This is a genomic window from Vibrio qinghaiensis (genome assembly GCF_002257545.1).
Taxonomy (GTDB): domain Bacteria; phylum Pseudomonadota; class Gammaproteobacteria; order Enterobacterales; family Vibrionaceae; genus Vibrio; species Vibrio ordalii.
In genome coordinates this window covers 2,327,497-2,344,292 of record NZ_CP022741.1, presented here as the reverse complement: position 1 = coordinate 2,344,292, position 16,796 = coordinate 2,327,497, and the positions used below count along the sequence as shown (strand labels likewise).

The following is a 16,796-nucleotide window of genomic DNA, read 5'->3' as shown; positions in this document are numbered from 1 at the left end:
AGCAGTCATCATTAAGTGAAAGAGTTTCGGCTCTTTCACTTTCGTATTTTTAGATAAGGGAACTCCATGGCGAATACATTTTCACTCATCTTGGTGATCGTCACATTAGTGACTGGCATAGTTTGGGTGCTGGAGAAGTTGGTGTGGGCGAAAAAACGTCAACAGAAGATGGCCGCTATTGAAGCGCAAACCAACGGCTTGGATGACAAACTCAGCGCCAAAATTTCCGCGCAACCTTGGTGGATTGAAAACAGTGTTTCCATCTTCCCTGTGATTGCTTTTGTGCTGGTGCTACGCTCTTTTGTGTACGAACCTTTTCAGATTCCATCTGGCTCAATGATGCCGACGTTGCTGGTGGGCGACTTCATCTTAGTTGAGAAATACGCTTACGGTTTGAAAGACCCAGTATGGCGTACTCAACTGGTCGAAACTGGTAAACCAGAGCGTGGTGATGTCGTGGTGTTTAAATACCCGCCGCAACCAAGCATTGACTACATCAAGCGCGTGGTCGGCATGCCGGGCGACACAGTTCGTTATAGCAGCAACAAAGAGATTTGTATTCAAGCTCAAGGTTCAACAGAATGTAAACAGGTCAAACTGTCCAATGTTGAAGAGAGTGAGTTCAACCAAAATGGCATCCCTTTAATTCAAGTGAATGAAAAGTTAGGTCAGGTTGAACACCAAATTTTGATCAATCCACTGCGTCGTGATCGTGTTGATGCTTATCAACCACGCCATGGCGTTAATGAATGGGTTGTTCCTCAAGGTCAGTATTTTGTGATGGGTGATAACCGTGACAACAGTGCTGATAGCCGTTACTGGGGCTTTGTTCCAGAAGCAAACTTAGTCGGTAAAGCGGTCGGTATTTGGATAAGTTTTGAATTTGAACGTGGTGCCGATAGCGTTTTACCTTCGTGGATCCCAACTGGTGTGCGTTTTAACCGCATTGGTGGCATTAACTAGGCTAGCTTTGGCTAGCCATCACTACATCGAGAGAGCATGAATTCTCCAATTAGTAAATTAGAAACTAAACTCGGTTATTCATTTAATGATCCCGAGTTTATTTCCTTAGCACTGACACATCGCAGTGCAAATGGTAAGCACAATGAACGTCTTGAGTTTCTGGGCGATTCAATTTTAAGTTTTGTCATCGCTGATGAGCTGTACCACCGTTTCCCTAAAATTAACGAAGGGGATATGAGTCGTATGCGCGCTACGCTTGTGCGTGGTCACACATTGGCTGAACTGGGCAGAGAATTTTGCCTAGGAGATTACTTAAAATTAGGTCCAGGTGAGTTGAAAAGTGGTGGTTTCCGCCGTGATTCAATCCTTGCTGATGCCGTAGAAGCCATCATTGGTGCGATTTATTTAGACAGCGATACCGAAGTAGTACGACGTATTATTTTGAGCTGGTATCAAGAGCGCCTTGACGCCATTGAGCCGGGCGTATCGCAAAAAGACCCAAAAACTCGCCTACAAGAGTTTCTGCAAGGTAGAAGAAAGCAACTGCCTATCTACACAGTGACTAATATTAAAGGTGAAGCACACAACCAAGAATTTACGGTATCGTGTGATGTAGCAGGAATGGGAACGCCTGTAATTGGTAAAGGCACCAGTCGTCGTAAAGCTGAACAATCGGCGGCTGAAATTGCACTAGAGCAACTGACAAATGGCTGATAACGAATTTGATTTGGATGCGTACTTCGCATCAAACACCAACAGCAATGAAGCAACTCCGGAAAGTGGTGAGCAGCACTGTGGTTTTATCGCCATTGTGGGTCGCCCCAATGTCGGGAAATCAACTCTGCTGAATAACTTACTGGGACAAAAGATATCCATCACATCGCGCAAGCCTCAAACCACTCGTCACCGCATTATGGGTGTCGATACAGAGGGGCCGTACCAAGCGATTTACGTTGATACTCCGGGGTTACACATCGAAGAAAAACGTGCGATTAACCGCTTGATGAACCGTGCGGCTAGTAGCTCGCTCAGTGATGTTAACTTAGTGCTGTTTTTAGTCGATGGCACTCAGTGGACCGCCGATGATGAAATGGTGCTCAACAAGTTACGCAATGCTAATTTCCCTGTAGTCTTGTGTGTCAATAAAGTCGATAACGTGAAAGATCGTAACGATGTAATGATGCATATGCTAGAGCTATCGAAGAAAATGGAATTTGTTGATGTCGTGCCGATTGCGGCAAAACATGGCAAAAATGTCGATGTATTGCGCAAACATGTGCGTGAGTATTTACCTCAAGCCACGCATCACTTCCCTGAAGAGTATGTGACCGATCGCTCACAGCGTTTCATGGCTTCCGAGATTGTGCGTGAAAAACTGATGCGCTTTACTGGTGAAGAGCTGCCGTATTCAGTAACCGTTGAAATTGAACGTTTTGACTATAACCCTGAAACTGATGGTTTTCATATTAACGCGTTGATCCTCGTTGAACGCAGCGGCCAGAAAAAAATGGTGATCGGCAAAGGTGGTGAAAAAATCAAAACCATCGGCCGTGAAGCGCGTTTAGATATGGAAGAGTTGTTTGGTCGCAAGGTTTACCTAGAAACTTGGGTGAAAGTGAAATCCGGGTGGGCAGATGATGAACGTGCCCTTCGTAGCCTTGGTTATATTGACGATCTATAACCTCTATTCGAGGTGGGCGAGAACATCGCTCACCTTTGAGTGCTGATATGTCAGACGGTTTACAGCGCTGTTTTGTCCTTCATCGACGTCCTTATAGCGAGTCGAGCCTAATCCTTGATGTGTTTAGTGAGGAGTATGGCCGCGTCACCTTAATGTCCAAAGGCGCACGCAGTAAACGATCAAACTTAAAAGGTGCACTGCAACCTTTTACCCCCTTATTGCTCAAATGGTCAGGCAACGGTTCAATGAAAACCTTGCGCCAAGCTGAACCGATTAGCCTTGGCTTACCGCTCAGTGGTATTCATCTCTATTCTGCCATGTACGTCAATGAGCTGATTGGCCGCGTGCTTGCGCAAGAAGTGCCTTGCCCAGGTCTGTTCCATGATTATCTGCATGCACTCACCGAGTTGGCTCAGTGTGAAAATCCAGAACCAGCACTGCGCCGTTTTGAACTCGCGTTGCTAGCTTCAATGGGTTATGGCGTTGATTTCTTGCATTGCGCCGGAACGGGAGAAGCTATCGATCCTCGCATGACTTATCGCTATCGCGAGCAAAAAGGTTTTATCGCTTCTGTTAGGCGCGATAACCTCACGTTTATGGGCGATGAGTTGATTGCCATTAGTGAGCGGCGCTTTGTCAGTAAAGAGCAGCTTCAAGCGGCAAAACGCTTTACACGCATAGCGTTAAAGCCGTATCTTGGCGGCAAACCTTTAAAAAGCAGGGAGCTTTTCCTGCCCATGTCTAGTTTTTCCAGAGTACGGAGTATAGGAAAATGAGCGCAATTTACTTAGGCGTTAATATCGATCACATCGCCACGTTACGAAATGCCCGCGGTACTAAATACCCAGATCCCGTGCATGCTGCTGAAATGGCAGAGCGTGCCGGAGCCGATGGCATTACCATTCACCTACGTGAAGACCGACGCCATATCAAGGATCGCGATGTGCGTATTTTGCGCGAGACGTTGCAAACTCGAATGAACCTCGAGATGGCCGTTACCGACGAAATGATTGATATTGCTCTGCAAACCCAGCCTGAATTTGTGTGTTTAGTGCCTGAAAAGCGTGAAGAACTAACGACGGAAGGTGGGCTGGACGTATTAGGACAGCTTGACAAAGTGAAAGCGGCAACCGAAAAACTGACCGCTGCAGGCATCAAAGTCTCTCTGTTTATTGATGCTGATCGTGAGCAGATTAACGCAGCTAAAACTTGCGGTGCACCGTTTATTGAATTGCATACTGGTCATTACGCCGATGCAACAACCGAAGCGGATCAGCAAGATGAGTTAAAGAAAATTGCGGCGGCTGCGAGTTATGCAAGTGATTTGGGCATTACGGTGAACGCTGGTCACGGTTTGACTTACCACAACGTAGCTGCCATTGCTGCACTGCCTGAAATTTACGAACTCAACATTGGGCACTCGATTATCGGGCGTGCTGTATTTGATGGTTTGGAAAAATCGGTCGCCGATATGAAAGCCATCATGCAAGCGGCTCGCAAATAAGGTCTACCGATGGCGATTATCGGCTTAGGGACTGATATTGCGGAAATTGAACGCATAGAAAAAGCATTGTCACGCAGTGGCGATGCTTTTGCCGAGCGGGTGCTAACCCAAGATGAATTGGCGGTGTTCCATTCGCTCAAGAAAAAAGGGCGCTATTTAGCGAAACGTTTTGCCGCTAAAGAAGCGGCATCTAAAGCGCTTGGTACGGGTATTGCGCATGGTGTTAGCTTTCAGGATTTTTCCGTCACCAACGACGCCAACGGAAAACCCACGCTGACATTATCTGGTAAGGCGAAGCAGTTGGCTACCGCAGCCAGTGTGAATCACATTCACCTAACCATTTCCGATGAGCGTCATTATGCGGTGGCGACGGTGATTTTAGAGTCTTAATCTGTCAATCTTCTCTGCTTGCTGACAAGCAAATACGGCTGAGCGGCAAGCCCCTTTTTTCACAAGCCCCTTTTTTCATTAGGTTAAATTGTCTCTTCGGTTAAATTGGTCATTCGCTTAAATACGGTTTAGCGGTGATGATCACTTTGTCCATCTCATCTTGTAGCTCGAATAATTCCGGTTCGACATCGCTGATGGATTTGCCGGAGCGCAATGCCTGTTCGAGCGCCGCGCACACTTTTTTCAAGCGGGGTACGCCACTGTATGAACAGCTGCCGTGCAGTTTATGAATATGGTGCAGTAGATCTTGTATAGGGTATTCATCGTCTTCCAACGCCATACTGACGACTTGGTTCACCTGTGGAATCGAATCAACTAGCATCTGTAGCAGCTCTTTGGCCAAATCTTCCTTGTTGGCTGATTGTTTAAGTGCATTTTGCCAGTCAATGATAATGGTGTGATTAGGCTGCTCAGCTTCCTGTGATGATAGCGGTATGACTTGTTCTATGAGTTGTAATTTTTCCAATTGTTCACGGTTGGCGTAGGGGTTCCAGTGTGCTAACACTTGCTGCAAGATGTGCTCTTCGATCGGCTTGGTGAGGTAATCATCCATTCCTGCTTTCAGTAGACGATCGCGCTCTCCTATCATCGCGTGAGCTGTTACCGCAATCACGGGCGTTTGGTGATTGAGCTCCGTTTTCTTAATTTCCTGGCAAGCGGTGACTCCGTCCATCTGTGGCATTTGGATGTCCATCAAAATCATATCAAATTTCTGGCGGCTTGCTTGTTCGACCGCTTCTTGGCCATTCGTACAGGCAATGACGGTTTCAACACGTTCTTGCAGCAGGGCCATGATCAATTTGAGGTTGGCAGGGTTATCATCCACCGCCATTACTTTCAGGGGCAGTGTATCGAGTGTGATCGGTAGATCTTGAATGGCAGGCTGTACCGGTTGGTGTGCGATTAATAGTTGCAGCAATTTTTTACGCGACAGTGGCTTGGTAATGCACTGCACTGGATGATGCTGCATTAAATAATCGGATAGTGCGAGCTCGGTACTTGGTGTACCGATAATCACGTTGTCAGCAAGCTGAATAGCCTTTGTGACCCACTGCTCAACCAAATCTAAATCAGTCTCTCTACTTGGGGCTAAATTGAGTAATACATAATCGAAGCGATCTGTTTCTTCTGGCATCACTGCTCGATATGTGACGGTTAACCCTGCCTGCACCAACATTTGCTGAACGATAGAGGCCGCTTGCATATTGGGCTCAACGAGCAACAATTGTTTATTGCTTAAAATATGTGGGTCAAGCCAGTCACTCATCGGCATTTCAGTGGTATTGAGACGCAGCGTAAACCAGAAGGTGGAACCTTGGTGAAGGCGGCTGGTTAGGCTAATTTCGCCGCCCATATGGTTGACCAATTTTTGAGTAATAACCAAACCAAGCCCAGTGCCGCCGTAGCGACGAGAAATACTGGCATCGGCTTGGCTAAACGCTTGGAACAGCTGTGCTTGTTGGCGCTCTGAAATACCAATGCCGGTGTCGCGTACCATAAATTGCAGCTCAACCACATTGTCGCGTTGTGAGCGCAATTCAACACTGATGTCGATGTTGCCACGTTCGGTGAACTTAATCGAGTTACCGACAAGGTTGGTCAACACTTGTTGGATACGAAGTGGGTCACCTACCAAGCCTGCTGGGATTTTTTGATCCACTTTAAGAGTGATTTCCAATCCTTTTTCATGAGCACTGGTCGCTTGGAGGTTCACCACCTCTTCCAAACTTTCTTGAAACTCGAACGGAATATTTTCCAGCGCTAACTTACCGGCTTCTAGCTTGGAGAAATCCAAAATGTCATTGATGATGTTTAATAAGTTATTGGCCGATTTTTCAATGGTTTGTAAGTAATCTGCTTGGCTATTCGTCAACTGGGTTTTGAGCATTTGGCGGGTGAAGCCAATGACACCGTTAAGCGGCGTGCGTAGCTCATGGGACATGTTGGCAAGAAATTCTGATTTTATGCGCGCGGCTTCTTGGGCGCGTTTTTTGGCAATGTCCAATTCAACGTTTTGGATTTCCAACTGCTCTAAGGTTTCTCGCAAATCCGAGGTGGCTTGGTCGATACTGTGCTGCATTTCGACGTGATATTCCGATAGCGATACCGCCATCGCGTTGATCCCTTTTTTGAGCGAATCTAACTCACCGTGCATTTTGCCTTCGATCCGTACATCAAGGTGGCCGCGCCGAATTCTATCTACCATGTTTTTCATGTGTGAGATAGGGCGAGTCACATCGTGCAGGAGTCGGAATGCGAACATCCCTGATAAACCGAGCCCAAGCGCAAGCACTAAAAAGGCGGAAAAGACCTCTTGATACTGTTGTAAACGCAATGAAGAGAGATCCAACTCTATCGCGATATAGCCGAGCGCAGGCGTTGATGTATTGGCATTTATGCCTTCGGTTAGACGGTTTTCAGCCAAAATTGGCGTGCGCAGTATTAAAGTGTTCTCGGTGAGATTTGAGCTGCTTAAAATCGGAATGGGCTTCTCTTTTGGATAAGTTAAGCTTTCAAAGTTAGGGTGAAAATTCGAGGTGACAAACAGTTCGTGGTTGGCGTCAAACACCGCAATACTGCGGACAAATTTAGAGTTCTTCCGATGCGCATAGCTGATAATGCGGCGTACCGACTCACGGCTTTGGTTTTTTAAGGCGTCTTCACTGGCAATGGCCAAGGGCTCGATGATGCTCGCCCCCGCATTGATCACCTGTTTTTCCAGATCATGGTAGCGATTGAATGAGAAAAAAGCACTGAGCAACAAGCCGATAATTAAGGTTGGAGCTAAGGTTAAAGTAATAACGCGCGCGCGTAAGCCATATCTGGTCATTATTGTCTAAACATCGTGGTGTGGATATGGGAAAATAGCCCGCAATTTGATGAGCAAGCCTGTACGAAAATCGTTTAATTGACGGCTAGCTTAATCAAGTCGAGTAAGTTCGACAATCATCCCCGCACTAAATAGTGACGCTAGGGCAAAAAACATCGATTTAATTTTACTTAGGCACAGAGCATGGCACGTTTTTTCCAACCGAAAAAGAAAGCGCAATTAGAAACAAAACATCAAACGGTATTGATTGAACGTCTTGATCATCAAGGTTCTGGTATCGCTTATCAACACAATAAACTGCTTTTTGTTGATGGCGCACTGCCCGGTGAGCAAGTGCTGATGCAGCTAACTGAAAGCAAAAGTAAATACTCTCGCGGTCAGTTGATTAAAGTCTTAACGGCCAGTGAACAACGCGTGACGCCATTTTGTCGCCATTACGCTCAATGTGGTGGTTGCGATCTGCAGCATTTAGAGCACAGTGCGCAGGTCGCGCACAAAGAGCAAACGCTTTCGCAATTGATGAGTAAATTCGCCGGACAAACGTTGGCCTTGAGCCCCGCAATAAGTTGCGCCGATAAAGGCTATCGCCGTCGCGCCCGCATCAGCGTGTTGTGGGACAAAAAGCAGCAACAGCTGCAATTTGGCTTTCGTAAAAAGCAGAGCAAGCAAATCGTTAACGTGACGGACTGCCCAGTGCTAGAACCACAACTCAACACGCTACTTACACCTATCCAAGCGCTGTTAACGCAATTTAAATCTCAGCAAGCGATTGGCCATGTTGAATTGGTGCTGGGTGATCAAGGCGCTGTGATGGTGTTGCGCCATCTTCAGCCGCTGCCAAGTGAAGATCACGCGGCGCTGCTGGCGTTTGCTCAGCAGCATCATCTCACTTTGTATGTGATGCCAGAAAGCGATCAGCTCGAACGTCTTTACGGAGAGATGGCAAGCTACCGTGAAACTGGATCCGTTATCGAATTTTTGCCCTCCAACTTTATTCAAGTCAATCGCCAAGTAAACCAAAAAATGGTGGCTCAAGCGTTGGAATGGTTAGCTTTGACTGAGGATGACCGAGTTTTAGACCTATTTTGTGGCGTAGGGAACTTTAGTTTGCCGATGGCCCAATACGCTCAATCGGTAGTGGGCATTGAAGGTGTGGATGAGATGGTTGAGCAAGCGACACAAAACGCGCAGCGCAATCAAATCGATAATATCGCGTTCTACCAAGCAAATTTGGAACAAGATATGTCAACGCAAGCGTGGGCAAAGCAAAAATTTGCTAAAGTACTACTCGACCCAGCGCGAGCCGGGGCGGCAGGCATTGTCGACCAATTGGCTAAGCTCGGCGCTCAGCGCGTGGTGTACGTTTCTTGTAACCCGGCGACACTGGCAAGAGACAGTCAAAGTTTACTCAGCCAAGGTTATAAGTTGGTAAAACTTGGCATGTTGGATATGTTTCCACACACCAGTCATTTAGAATCGATGGCGCTATTTGTAAAAAGTCGGTAGACAGAGAACTAACCCAGTTGGCGTTAGTCGAATACCACAAACTATAAAACTAGGACGAATCAGATGGTTGCGGTACGAAGCGCACACTTGAATCCAGACGAACAGTTTGAGCTAGATAAATGGATTGCGAGTTTACATCAAGATAAAAGCACAGCCTCTAAACTGACGGACGTATACCGTCAGTGTGAAACGTTATTAGAAGGTCAGGCCAAAGGACCGCTACTGCTGTGGCGCGGCCGTGAAATGATCGAAATCCTGATTACTTTATCGATGGATCGCGCCACTTTAGTCGCGGCTCAGCTCTTTCCTATCGTCAGTAGTGGGCTTTTTGACCGTGAAGTATTAGAAGAGACCTATGGTAAAGGCATAGTGAAGCTGATTGATGGTGTCGAAGAGATGGCGGCGCTTGGTCAGTTAAACATCACCTTGCAAGGCAGTGAAGCTTCAGAGCAGGTGGATAACGTTCGCCGCATGCTGCTTGCGATGGTGGATGATTTTCGTTGTGTGGTGATCAAATTAGCGGAGCGCATCTGTAATTTACGTGAAGTAAAAGATGAACCTGACGAAATTCGCCGTGTGGCGGCCAAAGAGTGCGCCAATATCTATGCCCCTTTAGCAAACCGCTTGGGCATTGGTCAGCTCAAATGGGAAATTGAAGATTACGCATTTCGCTACCAGCAGTCCGATACTTATAAACAAATTGCCAAGCAGCTTTCAGAGCGCCGCATCGTGCGCGAACAATATATTCACGATTTTGTCGAAGATCTGCGCGCCGAGATGAAGCTTTCTCATATCAATGCTGAAGTGAGTGGCCGTCCGAAACACATCTATAGCATCTGGCGCAAAATGCAGAAGAAAGGTTTGGCTTTCGATGAGCTGTTTGATGTGCGTGCAGTTCGCATTATTGCTGATCAACTGCAAGACTGTTACGCCGCCTTGGGCGTTGTTCATACCAAATACAAACACCTACCTAGCGAATTTGATGATTACGTTGCTAATCCGAAACCGAATGGCTATCAATCCATTCATACGGTGATTTTAGGGCCAGAAGGCAAAACCATCGAAATTCAAATTCGTACTAAGCAGATGCATGAAGAGTCTGAACTTGGGGTTGCCGCGCACTGGAAATATAAAGAGGGCGCAACGGTTGCCCGTAGTGGTTACGATGAGAAAATTACTTGGTTGCGTAAGCTTCTTGATTGGCAAGAAGAGATGTCTGATTCGGGTGAGATGATCGACGAGCTGCGTAGCCAGGTGTTTGATGATCGTGTTTACGCCTTTACACCTCGTGGTGATGTAGTTGATTTACCCATGGGAGCCACGCCGCTCGATTTTGCCTACCATATTCACTCTGAAGTGGGGCATCGCTGCATCGGTGCCAAAGTCGCGGGTCGTATTGTTCCATTTACTCATAAATTATCTATGGGTGATCAAGTCGAAATTATCACCCAGAAAGAGCCGAATCCGTCGCGTGATTGGCTAAATCCAGCAACGGGGTTTGTCCATTCAGGCCGTGCGCGCGCCAAGATTAACGCCTGGTTCCGTAAACAAGGCCGCGAGAAAAACCTTGAAGCCGGACGAGAGATCCTCGAATCAGAATTAGCCAAAATCGGTGCTACGTTAAAAGATGCCGATAAATACGCGCTCAAACGTTTTAACGTCAATACGCCTGACGAGCTGTACGTCGGCATTGGCAGTGGTGATTTGCGAATCAACCAAATTGTCAATCACATCAATGCCTTAGTTAATAAGCCGACCGCTGAGCAAGAAGATCAACAAGCACTGCAAAAATTGCAAGATGCGCAAACTCGTCCAGCTCAGCCACATCGAGCGCACAAAGATGCCGTTGTGGTGGAAGGGGTAGATAACCTCATGACACACCTAGCGCGCTGTTGCCAACCTATCCCAGGTGATGAGATCAAAGGTTACATTACTCAAGGGCGTGGTATTTCAGTCCATCGCAGTGACTGTGAACAGCTAGAAGAGCTGAGCCATCACGCACCTGAACGCATCATTGATACCGTTTGGGGGCGCGGGTTTGTTGGAACCTATATTTTGACTTTGCGCGTTGAAGCGATGGAGCGAGGTGGGCTACTCAAAGACATCACCACCCTGCTTGCGAATGAGAAAGTGAAAGTCATCAGCATGAAAAGTCGTAGCGACTACAAAAGACAGTTGATCATCATGGATTTTGATCTTGAAGTGAGCAACATCGAAGCGCTGTCACGAGTATCAATGCGAGTAGAGCAGATCAAAGATGTCATGTTGGTGAAACGCCTAGGCTAAATTTCATATCACAGTAACACTCTTATTGGCGTGAATCGCAATTAAATCGCGACGCAAGCGCCTTGGGTTTTTAAAGGCGAGTGGCAATGACTGCTCGCTTTTTTATTTTAAATATTGATGTAAGGAGCGGATAAATGAGCCACCCAATCGAACAACTGGAACAGATCATGGCACAGTTGCGTGACCCAAAAACAGGTTATCCTTGGGATATCAAGCAAACTTTTGACACGGTTGTTCCTTACACAATCGAAGAGACCTATGAAGTGGTGGAAGCGATCCACAACCAAGATTGGCCTAATCTCAAAGAAGAATTAGGTGACTTGCTGTTTCAAGTTATTTTTTATAGTCAAATGGCGAAAGAGCAAGGGTTGTTTGATTTCTCGCAAGTTGTTGAAACGGTGAATGAAAAACTTACGCGCCGCCATCCTCATGTTTTTTCGGGTGCCAAGTTTGAGGATGAAGCGCAAATCAACGCCAATTGGGAAGCTGAAAAAGCCAAAGAAAAGGTACAAGCAGGAAAAAAAGATCAAAGTATTCTAGACTCAATACCACACGCTTTTCCGTCTCTTTTACGTGCTACAAAGATTCAAAAAAAGTGTGCCCAATATGGCTTTGATTGGGATTCTATCGGCCCAGTGGTTGATAAAGTCCAAGAAGAGATCGAAGAAGTGATGGAAGAGGCGTTGCAAATCAACCCTGATCCGGTTCGAGTAGAGGATGAAATGGGCGATCTATTATTTGCCACCGTTAACTTTGCTCGGCACTTAAAAATTGATCCAGAAGTGGCGTTAAATAAAGCAAATCGAAAGTTTTCACGTCGATTTAAAGGTATTGAAATGCTGGTGGCACGTCAGCACAAAACCTTGACCGATTTTTCTCTCGAAGAATTGGATGCGATGTGGAATGAAGTGAAGCGCTTGGAGTCGAAGTAATGCCCTGTGTTGGCAATCCACAACAAAACCCACCCATTGAGACAAATTTGACTCATTTGAGTGGTGTGATAAGCCATATCAAGCGGTGCTCTTTGATTTGAAGCAAAAAATAAAAAATGACAGTGTGATAGATTTCACGTTGTAGCGAATAAGGGCTTCTGGTATATTTTTATCCCGTCCAGAAGAAATCCATTTCCCTCATTCAACCAATTTCAGGTTAAACATGACGACAAATTACATTTTTGTTACTGGCGGGGTTGTATCCTCTCTAGGTAAAGGTATTGCGGCAGCATCTCTTGCGGCGATTTTAGAAGCTCGTGGTCTTAAAGTGACTATGATGAAGCTTGACCCTTACATCAACGTTGACCCAGGCACAATGAGCCCAACTCAACATGGTGAAGTGTTTGTCACGGAAGATGGCGCTGAAACTGACCTTGACCTTGGTCACTACGAACGTTTTATTCGTACCAAAATGACCAAGCGCAATAACTTTACTGCTGGTCGTGTTTATGCCGATGTATTGCGTAAAGAGCGCCGCGGTGACTACCTAGGTGCAACGATTCAGGTTATTCCACACATCACCAATGCGATTAAAGATCGCGTTATCGCAGGCTCTGAAGGCCACGATGTCGCTATCGTTGAAGTGGGTGGAACCGTTGGTGATATTGAGTCATTGCCATTCATGGAAGCGATTCGTCAGCTTGCGATTGAAGTGGGCCGTGAACACGCAATGTTTATGCACCTGACTTTAGTTCCTTACCTTGCCGCTGCAGGTGAAGTGAAAACCAAACCGACTCAACATTCAGTTAAAGAGCTGCTTTCTATCGGCATTCAGCCTGATATTTTGGTTTGTCGTAGTGATCGCGTTATCCCAGCGAACGAACGTAAGAAAATTGCTTTGTTCTGTAACGTGCCTGAAAAAGCCGTTATCTCGATGAAAGATGTCGATTCTATCTATAAGATCCCTCAACTGATCAAAGCTCAAGGTTTGGATGATATCGTTTGTAACCGTTTTGCTATTAAAGCGCCAGAAGCGGATCTTTCTGAATGGGAACAAGTGATTTACGAAGAGGCTAACCCAACTGCAGAAGTTGTGGTCGGGATGGTTGGTAAATACATTGAATTACCTGATGCTTACAAATCGGTTAACGAAGCGCTGAAACACGCAGGTTTGAAAAACCGCTTGAGCGTGAAAATCAAATACATCGATTCTCAAGACGTTGAAACCAAAGGTGCGGAAGTGCTGACTGGTTTGGACGCAATCCTCGTACCTGGTGGTTTTGGTGACCGCGGTATCGAAGGCAAAATTCTTGCTGCGCAATATGCTCGTGAAAACAAAGTACCTTACCTAGGAATTTGTTTAGGTATGCAAGTAGCGCTGATAGAATACGCGCGTAATGTTGCGGGTATGAAAGGTGCGCATTCAACAGAATTTAACAAAGAGACTCAATACCCTGTGGTAGGCTTGATCACTGAATGGGTAGATGACGAAGGTAACGTAGAAGAGCGTACTGAAAAGTCTGATCTTGGTGGTACTATGCGCCTTGGTTCGCAGCTATGTCACTTAGAGAAAGGCACTAAAGCGTATGAGCTTTACGGTAGTGCAACCATTCATGAGCGCCATCGTCACCGTTATGAAGTTAATAATAAACTTCGTCCGCAGATCGAAAAAGCTGGTTTGAAAGTATCAGGTCTGTCTGCTGATAAGAAGTTGGTTGAAGTGATTGAGAACCCTGCTCACCCATGGTTTGTAGCAGCTCAGTTCCACCCAGAATTCACGTCAACCCCTCGTGATGGTCACCCACTATTTGCAGGCTTTATTAAAGCGGCAGGTGAGTTCCAACGCGGTGAATCAGAGAAGTAACAAGGATACGGGCAGTTGCAATTGTTGTGCTGCTGCCCTTTATAGTTTTGACATTTAAATTCAACGAGAGGAAACATTAATGTCTAAGATCGTTAAAGTTCTAGGTCGCGAAATCATCGACTCACGTGGTAACCCAACAGTAGAAGCTGAAGTTCACCTAGAAGGCGGTTTCGTAGGTATGGCAGCTGCGCCATCTGGTGCATCTACTGGTTCTCGCGAAGCTCTTGAGCTACGTGACGGTGACAAATCACGTTTCCTAGGTAAAGGTGTTCTTAAAGCGATTGCAGCTGTAAATGGCCCAATTGCTGATGCTCTAGTTGGTAAAGATGCTAAAGATCAAGCAGCTATCGACCAAGTGATGATCGACCTTGATGGTACTGAAAACAAATCTAACTTCGGTGCGAACGCAATCCTAGCGGTTTCTCTAGCGAACGCAAAAGCGGCTGCGGCTGCGAAAGGCATGCCTCTATACGAGCACATTGCTGAGCTAAACGGTACTGCTGGCCAATTCTCTATGCCTCTACCAATGATGAACATCATCAACGGTGGCGAGCACGCAGATAACAACGTAGACATCCAAGAGTTCATGATCCAACCTGTTGGCGCGAAAACTCTTAAAGAAGCGGTTCGCATGGGTGCTGAAGTATTCCATAACCTAGCTAAAGTTCTCAAGTCTAAAGGCTACAACACTGCGGTTGGTGACGAAGGTGGTTTCGCTCCTAACCTAAAATCTAACGCTGAAGCGCTAGAAGTTATCGCAGAAGCGGTTGCAGCGGCTGGCTACGTGCTAGGCAAAGACATCACTCTAGCGATGGACTGTGCAGCATCTGAGTTCTTCGACAAAGACGCTGGCATCTACAACATGAAAGGTGAAGGCAAAACGTTCACTTCAGAAGAGTTCAACCACTACCTAGCGGGCCTTGTTGAGCAATTCCCAATCGTTTCTATCGAAGACGGTTTGGACGAGTCTGATTGGACTGGTTTCAAACACCAAACTGAACTTCTAGGCGACAAAATTCAGCTAGTGGGTGACGATCTATTCGTTACTAACACTAAGATCCTTAAAGAAGGTATTGAGAAAGGTATCGTTAACTCAATCCTTATCAAGTTCAACCAAATCGGTTCTCTAACTGAGACTCTAGCTGCAATTAAGATGGCTAAAGATGCAGGTTACACAGCGGTAATCTCTCACCGTTCTGGCGAAACTGAAGATGCAACTATCGCTGATCTAGCGGTAGGTACAGCTGCAGGTCAAATCAAAACGGGTTCTATGAGCCGTTCTGACCGTGTTGCTAAGTACAACCAACTAATCCGTATTGAAGAAGCGCTAGCTGGTCGTGCTCCTTTCAACGGTCTTAAAGAAGTGAAAGGTCAAGCTTAATCCCACGGGGTACAGCTTAGCATCATTACTTTAGAGAACGCCCTGCAATGCAGGGCGTTTTGTTTTTTCTGCCGCAACTCGCATTTTGAATTGCGAGTTGAGAAGGGAAAGATTTACACCGTGCTAATCGCTGCGATCCGTCGTTTATCCAGCTCTTCTTTGATCGCTTTCCCTTGAAAACCATCACGGATCACCTGTTGTACATCGACACTCAGTGCGGCTTGATAGGCTTCGAGGAAAATATCGCGTTGCGGATAAGGGGTCTCTTCGCAACCTAATCGACCCGCATGATCGGCCTGACAACAAAGTAAAACGTCCAGCAAGCGCTTAGGCTTGCGCCATGCATCGAGTTTATCGAGTATTTTGAGTTTGGTGCTGGGTTTTAATTCTGCCGCTCGATGAATATTGGAGTGCTGCTCGCAGACGAGCAGTGCCAACTCTTTACACTCATTTGGAATGCGCACCCGCTCGCATAAGGCTTTAATGATGTTAACTCCTGTGTGACAGTGCATTTTATGGCTGGGCCATTCGTTTTTAGGTGTGACTCCTTTGCCTAAGTCATGCACTTGCGCTGCAAAACGAACCGCTATCGATGAAGAGAGCTTCGCCGCTTGCGCTGTAACCATCAAGGTGTGTACTCCGGTATCAATTTCAGGATGCCATTTTTCCGGTTGAGGAACACCAAACAGGCGATCCAGTTCGGGTAATACTACTTTGAGCGCACCGCATTGACGTAAAGCAGAAATGAAAATTTCTGGATGCTGAGTGGCGAGTGATTTCTGCCACTCTTGCCATACGCGCTCGGCGGTTAAGTGTTGCAACTCACCTGATTGCGTTATCTGTTTCATCAGTGCCATGGTTTCATCGGCAATGGTAAAACCTAAATGCGCAAATTTGGCTGCAAAGCGTGCCACGCGAAGGACGCGCAGAGGATCTTCGATAAAGGCATCAGAAACATGGCGCAGTAGGCGATTGCGCAGATCGCGCTGGCCGCCATAAGGGTCAATAAGCTTACCAGCGTTATCTTGTGCGATGGCGTTAATGGTCAGATCGCGGCGGGCGAGATCCTCTTCCAAAGTCACATCGGGTGCGTAGTAGCAGGCAAAGCCTGTGTAGCCTGCGCCAGTTTTGCGCTCAGTGCGAGCAAGGGCATACTCTTGTTTCGTTTTCGGGTGAAGAAATACGGGAAAATCTTTTCCTACAGGAGTAAAACCAGTGGCCAGCATTTGCTCTGGGCTGCTGCCTACTACAACCCAATCTTTGTCATAGATATCAATATGGAGCAACTGATCGCGCACCGCGCCCCCAACTAAGTATACTTGCACCGGATTACCTTAAATATGCTGAAACGCCATTGGCGATTGATGTTACTAATGGTACTTTTCCTCACAGTGAAATG

The 16,796-nt window shown here is 46.5% G+C and carries 13 protein-coding genes; 11 read left to right on the top strand and 2 right to left on the bottom strand.

From position 1 onward, the window contains the following. Window positions 1–66: 66 nt before the first annotated feature. Genes lepB through acpS form a run of 6 tightly spaced genes read left to right on the top strand, consistent with a single transcriptional unit; the run spans window position 67 to window position 4,538 of the window. On the top strand, window positions 67–963 hold the full coding sequence (lepB, locus tag CCZ37_RS10795; protein WP_013856032.1) for a signal peptidase I: 897 nt from the start codon (window positions 67–69) through the stop codon (window positions 961–963). 36 nt (window positions 964–999) lie between these two features. Further along, complete coding sequence (gene rnc, locus CCZ37_RS10790) at window positions 1,000–1,677, top strand: ribonuclease III (RefSeq protein ID WP_010319803.1); 678 nt, start codon at window positions 1,000–1,002, stop codon at window positions 1,675–1,677. Further along, entirely contained in the window at window positions 1,670–2,644 is a 975-nt protein-coding gene (gene era / locus CCZ37_RS10785) for a GTPase Era (protein WP_094500511.1), read from the top strand. The genes rnc and era overlap by 8 nt, the downstream gene beginning before the upstream one ends. Window positions 2,645–2,691: 47 nt before the next feature. Then, complete coding sequence (gene recO, locus CCZ37_RS10780) at window positions 2,692–3,420, top strand: DNA repair protein RecO (protein ID WP_026027280.1); 729 nt, start codon at window positions 2,692–2,694, stop codon at window positions 3,418–3,420. Next, entirely contained in the window at window positions 3,417–4,148 is a 732-nt protein-coding gene (gene pdxJ / locus CCZ37_RS10775) for a pyridoxine 5'-phosphate synthase (RefSeq protein ID WP_013856034.1), read from the top strand. Before recO ends, pdxJ begins: the two co-directional genes overlap by 4 nt. A 9-nt stretch (window positions 4,149–4,157) precedes the next feature. After that, a complete protein-coding gene (gene acpS / locus CCZ37_RS10770) occupies window positions 4,158–4,538 on the top strand; it encodes a holo-ACP synthase (RefSeq protein ID WP_094500510.1) in 381 nt (126 codons plus the stop codon). Between the two features lie 109 nt (window positions 4,539–4,647). Here acpS and barA read toward each other — a convergent pair whose 3' ends face one another. After that, window positions 4,648–7,428 (bottom strand): two-component sensor histidine kinase BarA, encoded by a 2,781-nt coding sequence (barA, locus tag CCZ37_RS10765; RefSeq protein ID WP_094500509.1) that lies wholly within the window; start codon window positions 7,426–7,428, stop codon window positions 4,648–4,650. Window positions 7,429–7,611: 183 nt separating this feature from the next. Here barA and rlmD point away from each other — a divergent pair, with 183 nt between their 5' ends. The 5 genes from rlmD to eno all read left to right on the top strand — a co-directional run bounded on the left by rlmD (window position 7,612) and on the right by eno (window position 15,397). Then, window positions 7,612–8,934, top strand: a complete 1,323-nt coding sequence (gene rlmD / locus CCZ37_RS10760; RefSeq protein WP_094500508.1) for a 23S rRNA (uracil(1939)-C(5))-methyltransferase RlmD — start codon at window positions 7,612–7,614, stop codon at window positions 8,932–8,934. A 63-nt stretch (window positions 8,935–8,997) separates the two neighbouring features. Further along, window positions 8,998–11,220, top strand: coding sequence for a GTP diphosphokinase (gene relA, locus CCZ37_RS10755; RefSeq protein ID WP_064625889.1), 2,223 nt, complete (start codon window positions 8,998–9,000; stop codon window positions 11,218–11,220). Between the two features lie 134 nt (window positions 11,221–11,354). Next, window positions 11,355–12,152 carry a nucleoside triphosphate pyrophosphohydrolase gene (mazG, locus tag CCZ37_RS10750; protein ID WP_094500507.1) on the top strand — a complete coding sequence of 266 codons (798 nt, stop codon included), beginning with the start codon at window positions 11,355–11,357 and terminating at the stop codon, window positions 12,150–12,152. A 223-nt stretch (window positions 12,153–12,375) separates the two neighbouring features. Next, window positions 12,376–14,016, top strand: a complete 1,641-nt coding sequence (locus CCZ37_RS10745) for a CTP synthase (protein WP_094500506.1) — start codon at window positions 12,376–12,378, stop codon at window positions 14,014–14,016. Between the two features lie 79 nt (window positions 14,017–14,095). Next, on the top strand, window positions 14,096–15,397 hold the full coding sequence (gene eno, locus CCZ37_RS10740) for a phosphopyruvate hydratase (RefSeq protein WP_013856041.1): 1,302 nt from the start codon (window positions 14,096–14,098) through the stop codon (window positions 15,395–15,397). Between the two features lie 113 nt (window positions 15,398–15,510). Here eno and CCZ37_RS10735 read toward each other — a convergent pair whose 3' ends face one another. Beyond that, window positions 15,511–16,722 carry a multifunctional CCA addition/repair protein gene (locus CCZ37_RS10735; RefSeq protein WP_094500505.1) on the bottom strand — a complete coding sequence of 404 codons (1,212 nt, stop codon included), beginning with the start codon at window positions 16,720–16,722 and terminating at the stop codon, window positions 15,511–15,513. Window positions 16,723–16,796 lie beyond the last annotated feature (74 nt).

Bases quoted from the DNA above. Each gene is read 5' to 3' on its own strand.
- lepB (WP_013856032.1), top strand. From the start codon at position 67: ATGGCGAATACATTTTCACTCATCTTGGTGATCGTCACATTAGTGACT.
- rnc (WP_010319803.1), top strand. From the start codon at position 1,000: ATGAATTCTCCAATTAGTAAATTAGAAACTAAACTCGGTTATTCATTT.
- era (WP_094500511.1), top strand. From the start codon at position 1,670: ATGGCTGATAACGAATTTGATTTGGATGCGTACTTCGCATCAAACACC.
- recO (WP_026027280.1), top strand. From the start codon at position 2,692: ATGTCAGACGGTTTACAGCGCTGTTTTGTCCTTCATCGACGTCCTTAT.
- pdxJ (WP_013856034.1), top strand. From the start codon at position 3,417: ATGAGCGCAATTTACTTAGGCGTTAATATCGATCACATCGCCACGTTA.
- acpS (WP_094500510.1), top strand. From the start codon at position 4,158: ATGGCGATTATCGGCTTAGGGACTGATATTGCGGAAATTGAACGCATA.
- barA (WP_094500509.1), bottom strand. From the start codon at position 7,428: ATGACCAGATATGGCTTACGCGCGCGCGTTATTACTTTAACCTTAGCT.
- rlmD (WP_094500508.1), top strand. From the start codon at position 7,612: ATGGCACGTTTTTTCCAACCGAAAAAGAAAGCGCAATTAGAAACAAAA.
- relA (WP_064625889.1), top strand. From the start codon at position 8,998: ATGGTTGCGGTACGAAGCGCACACTTGAATCCAGACGAACAGTTTGAG.
- mazG (WP_094500507.1), top strand. From the start codon at position 11,355: ATGAGCCACCCAATCGAACAACTGGAACAGATCATGGCACAGTTGCGT.
- CCZ37_RS10745 (WP_094500506.1), top strand. From the start codon at position 12,376: ATGACGACAAATTACATTTTTGTTACTGGCGGGGTTGTATCCTCTCTA.
- eno (WP_013856041.1), top strand. From the start codon at position 14,096: ATGTCTAAGATCGTTAAAGTTCTAGGTCGCGAAATCATCGACTCACGT.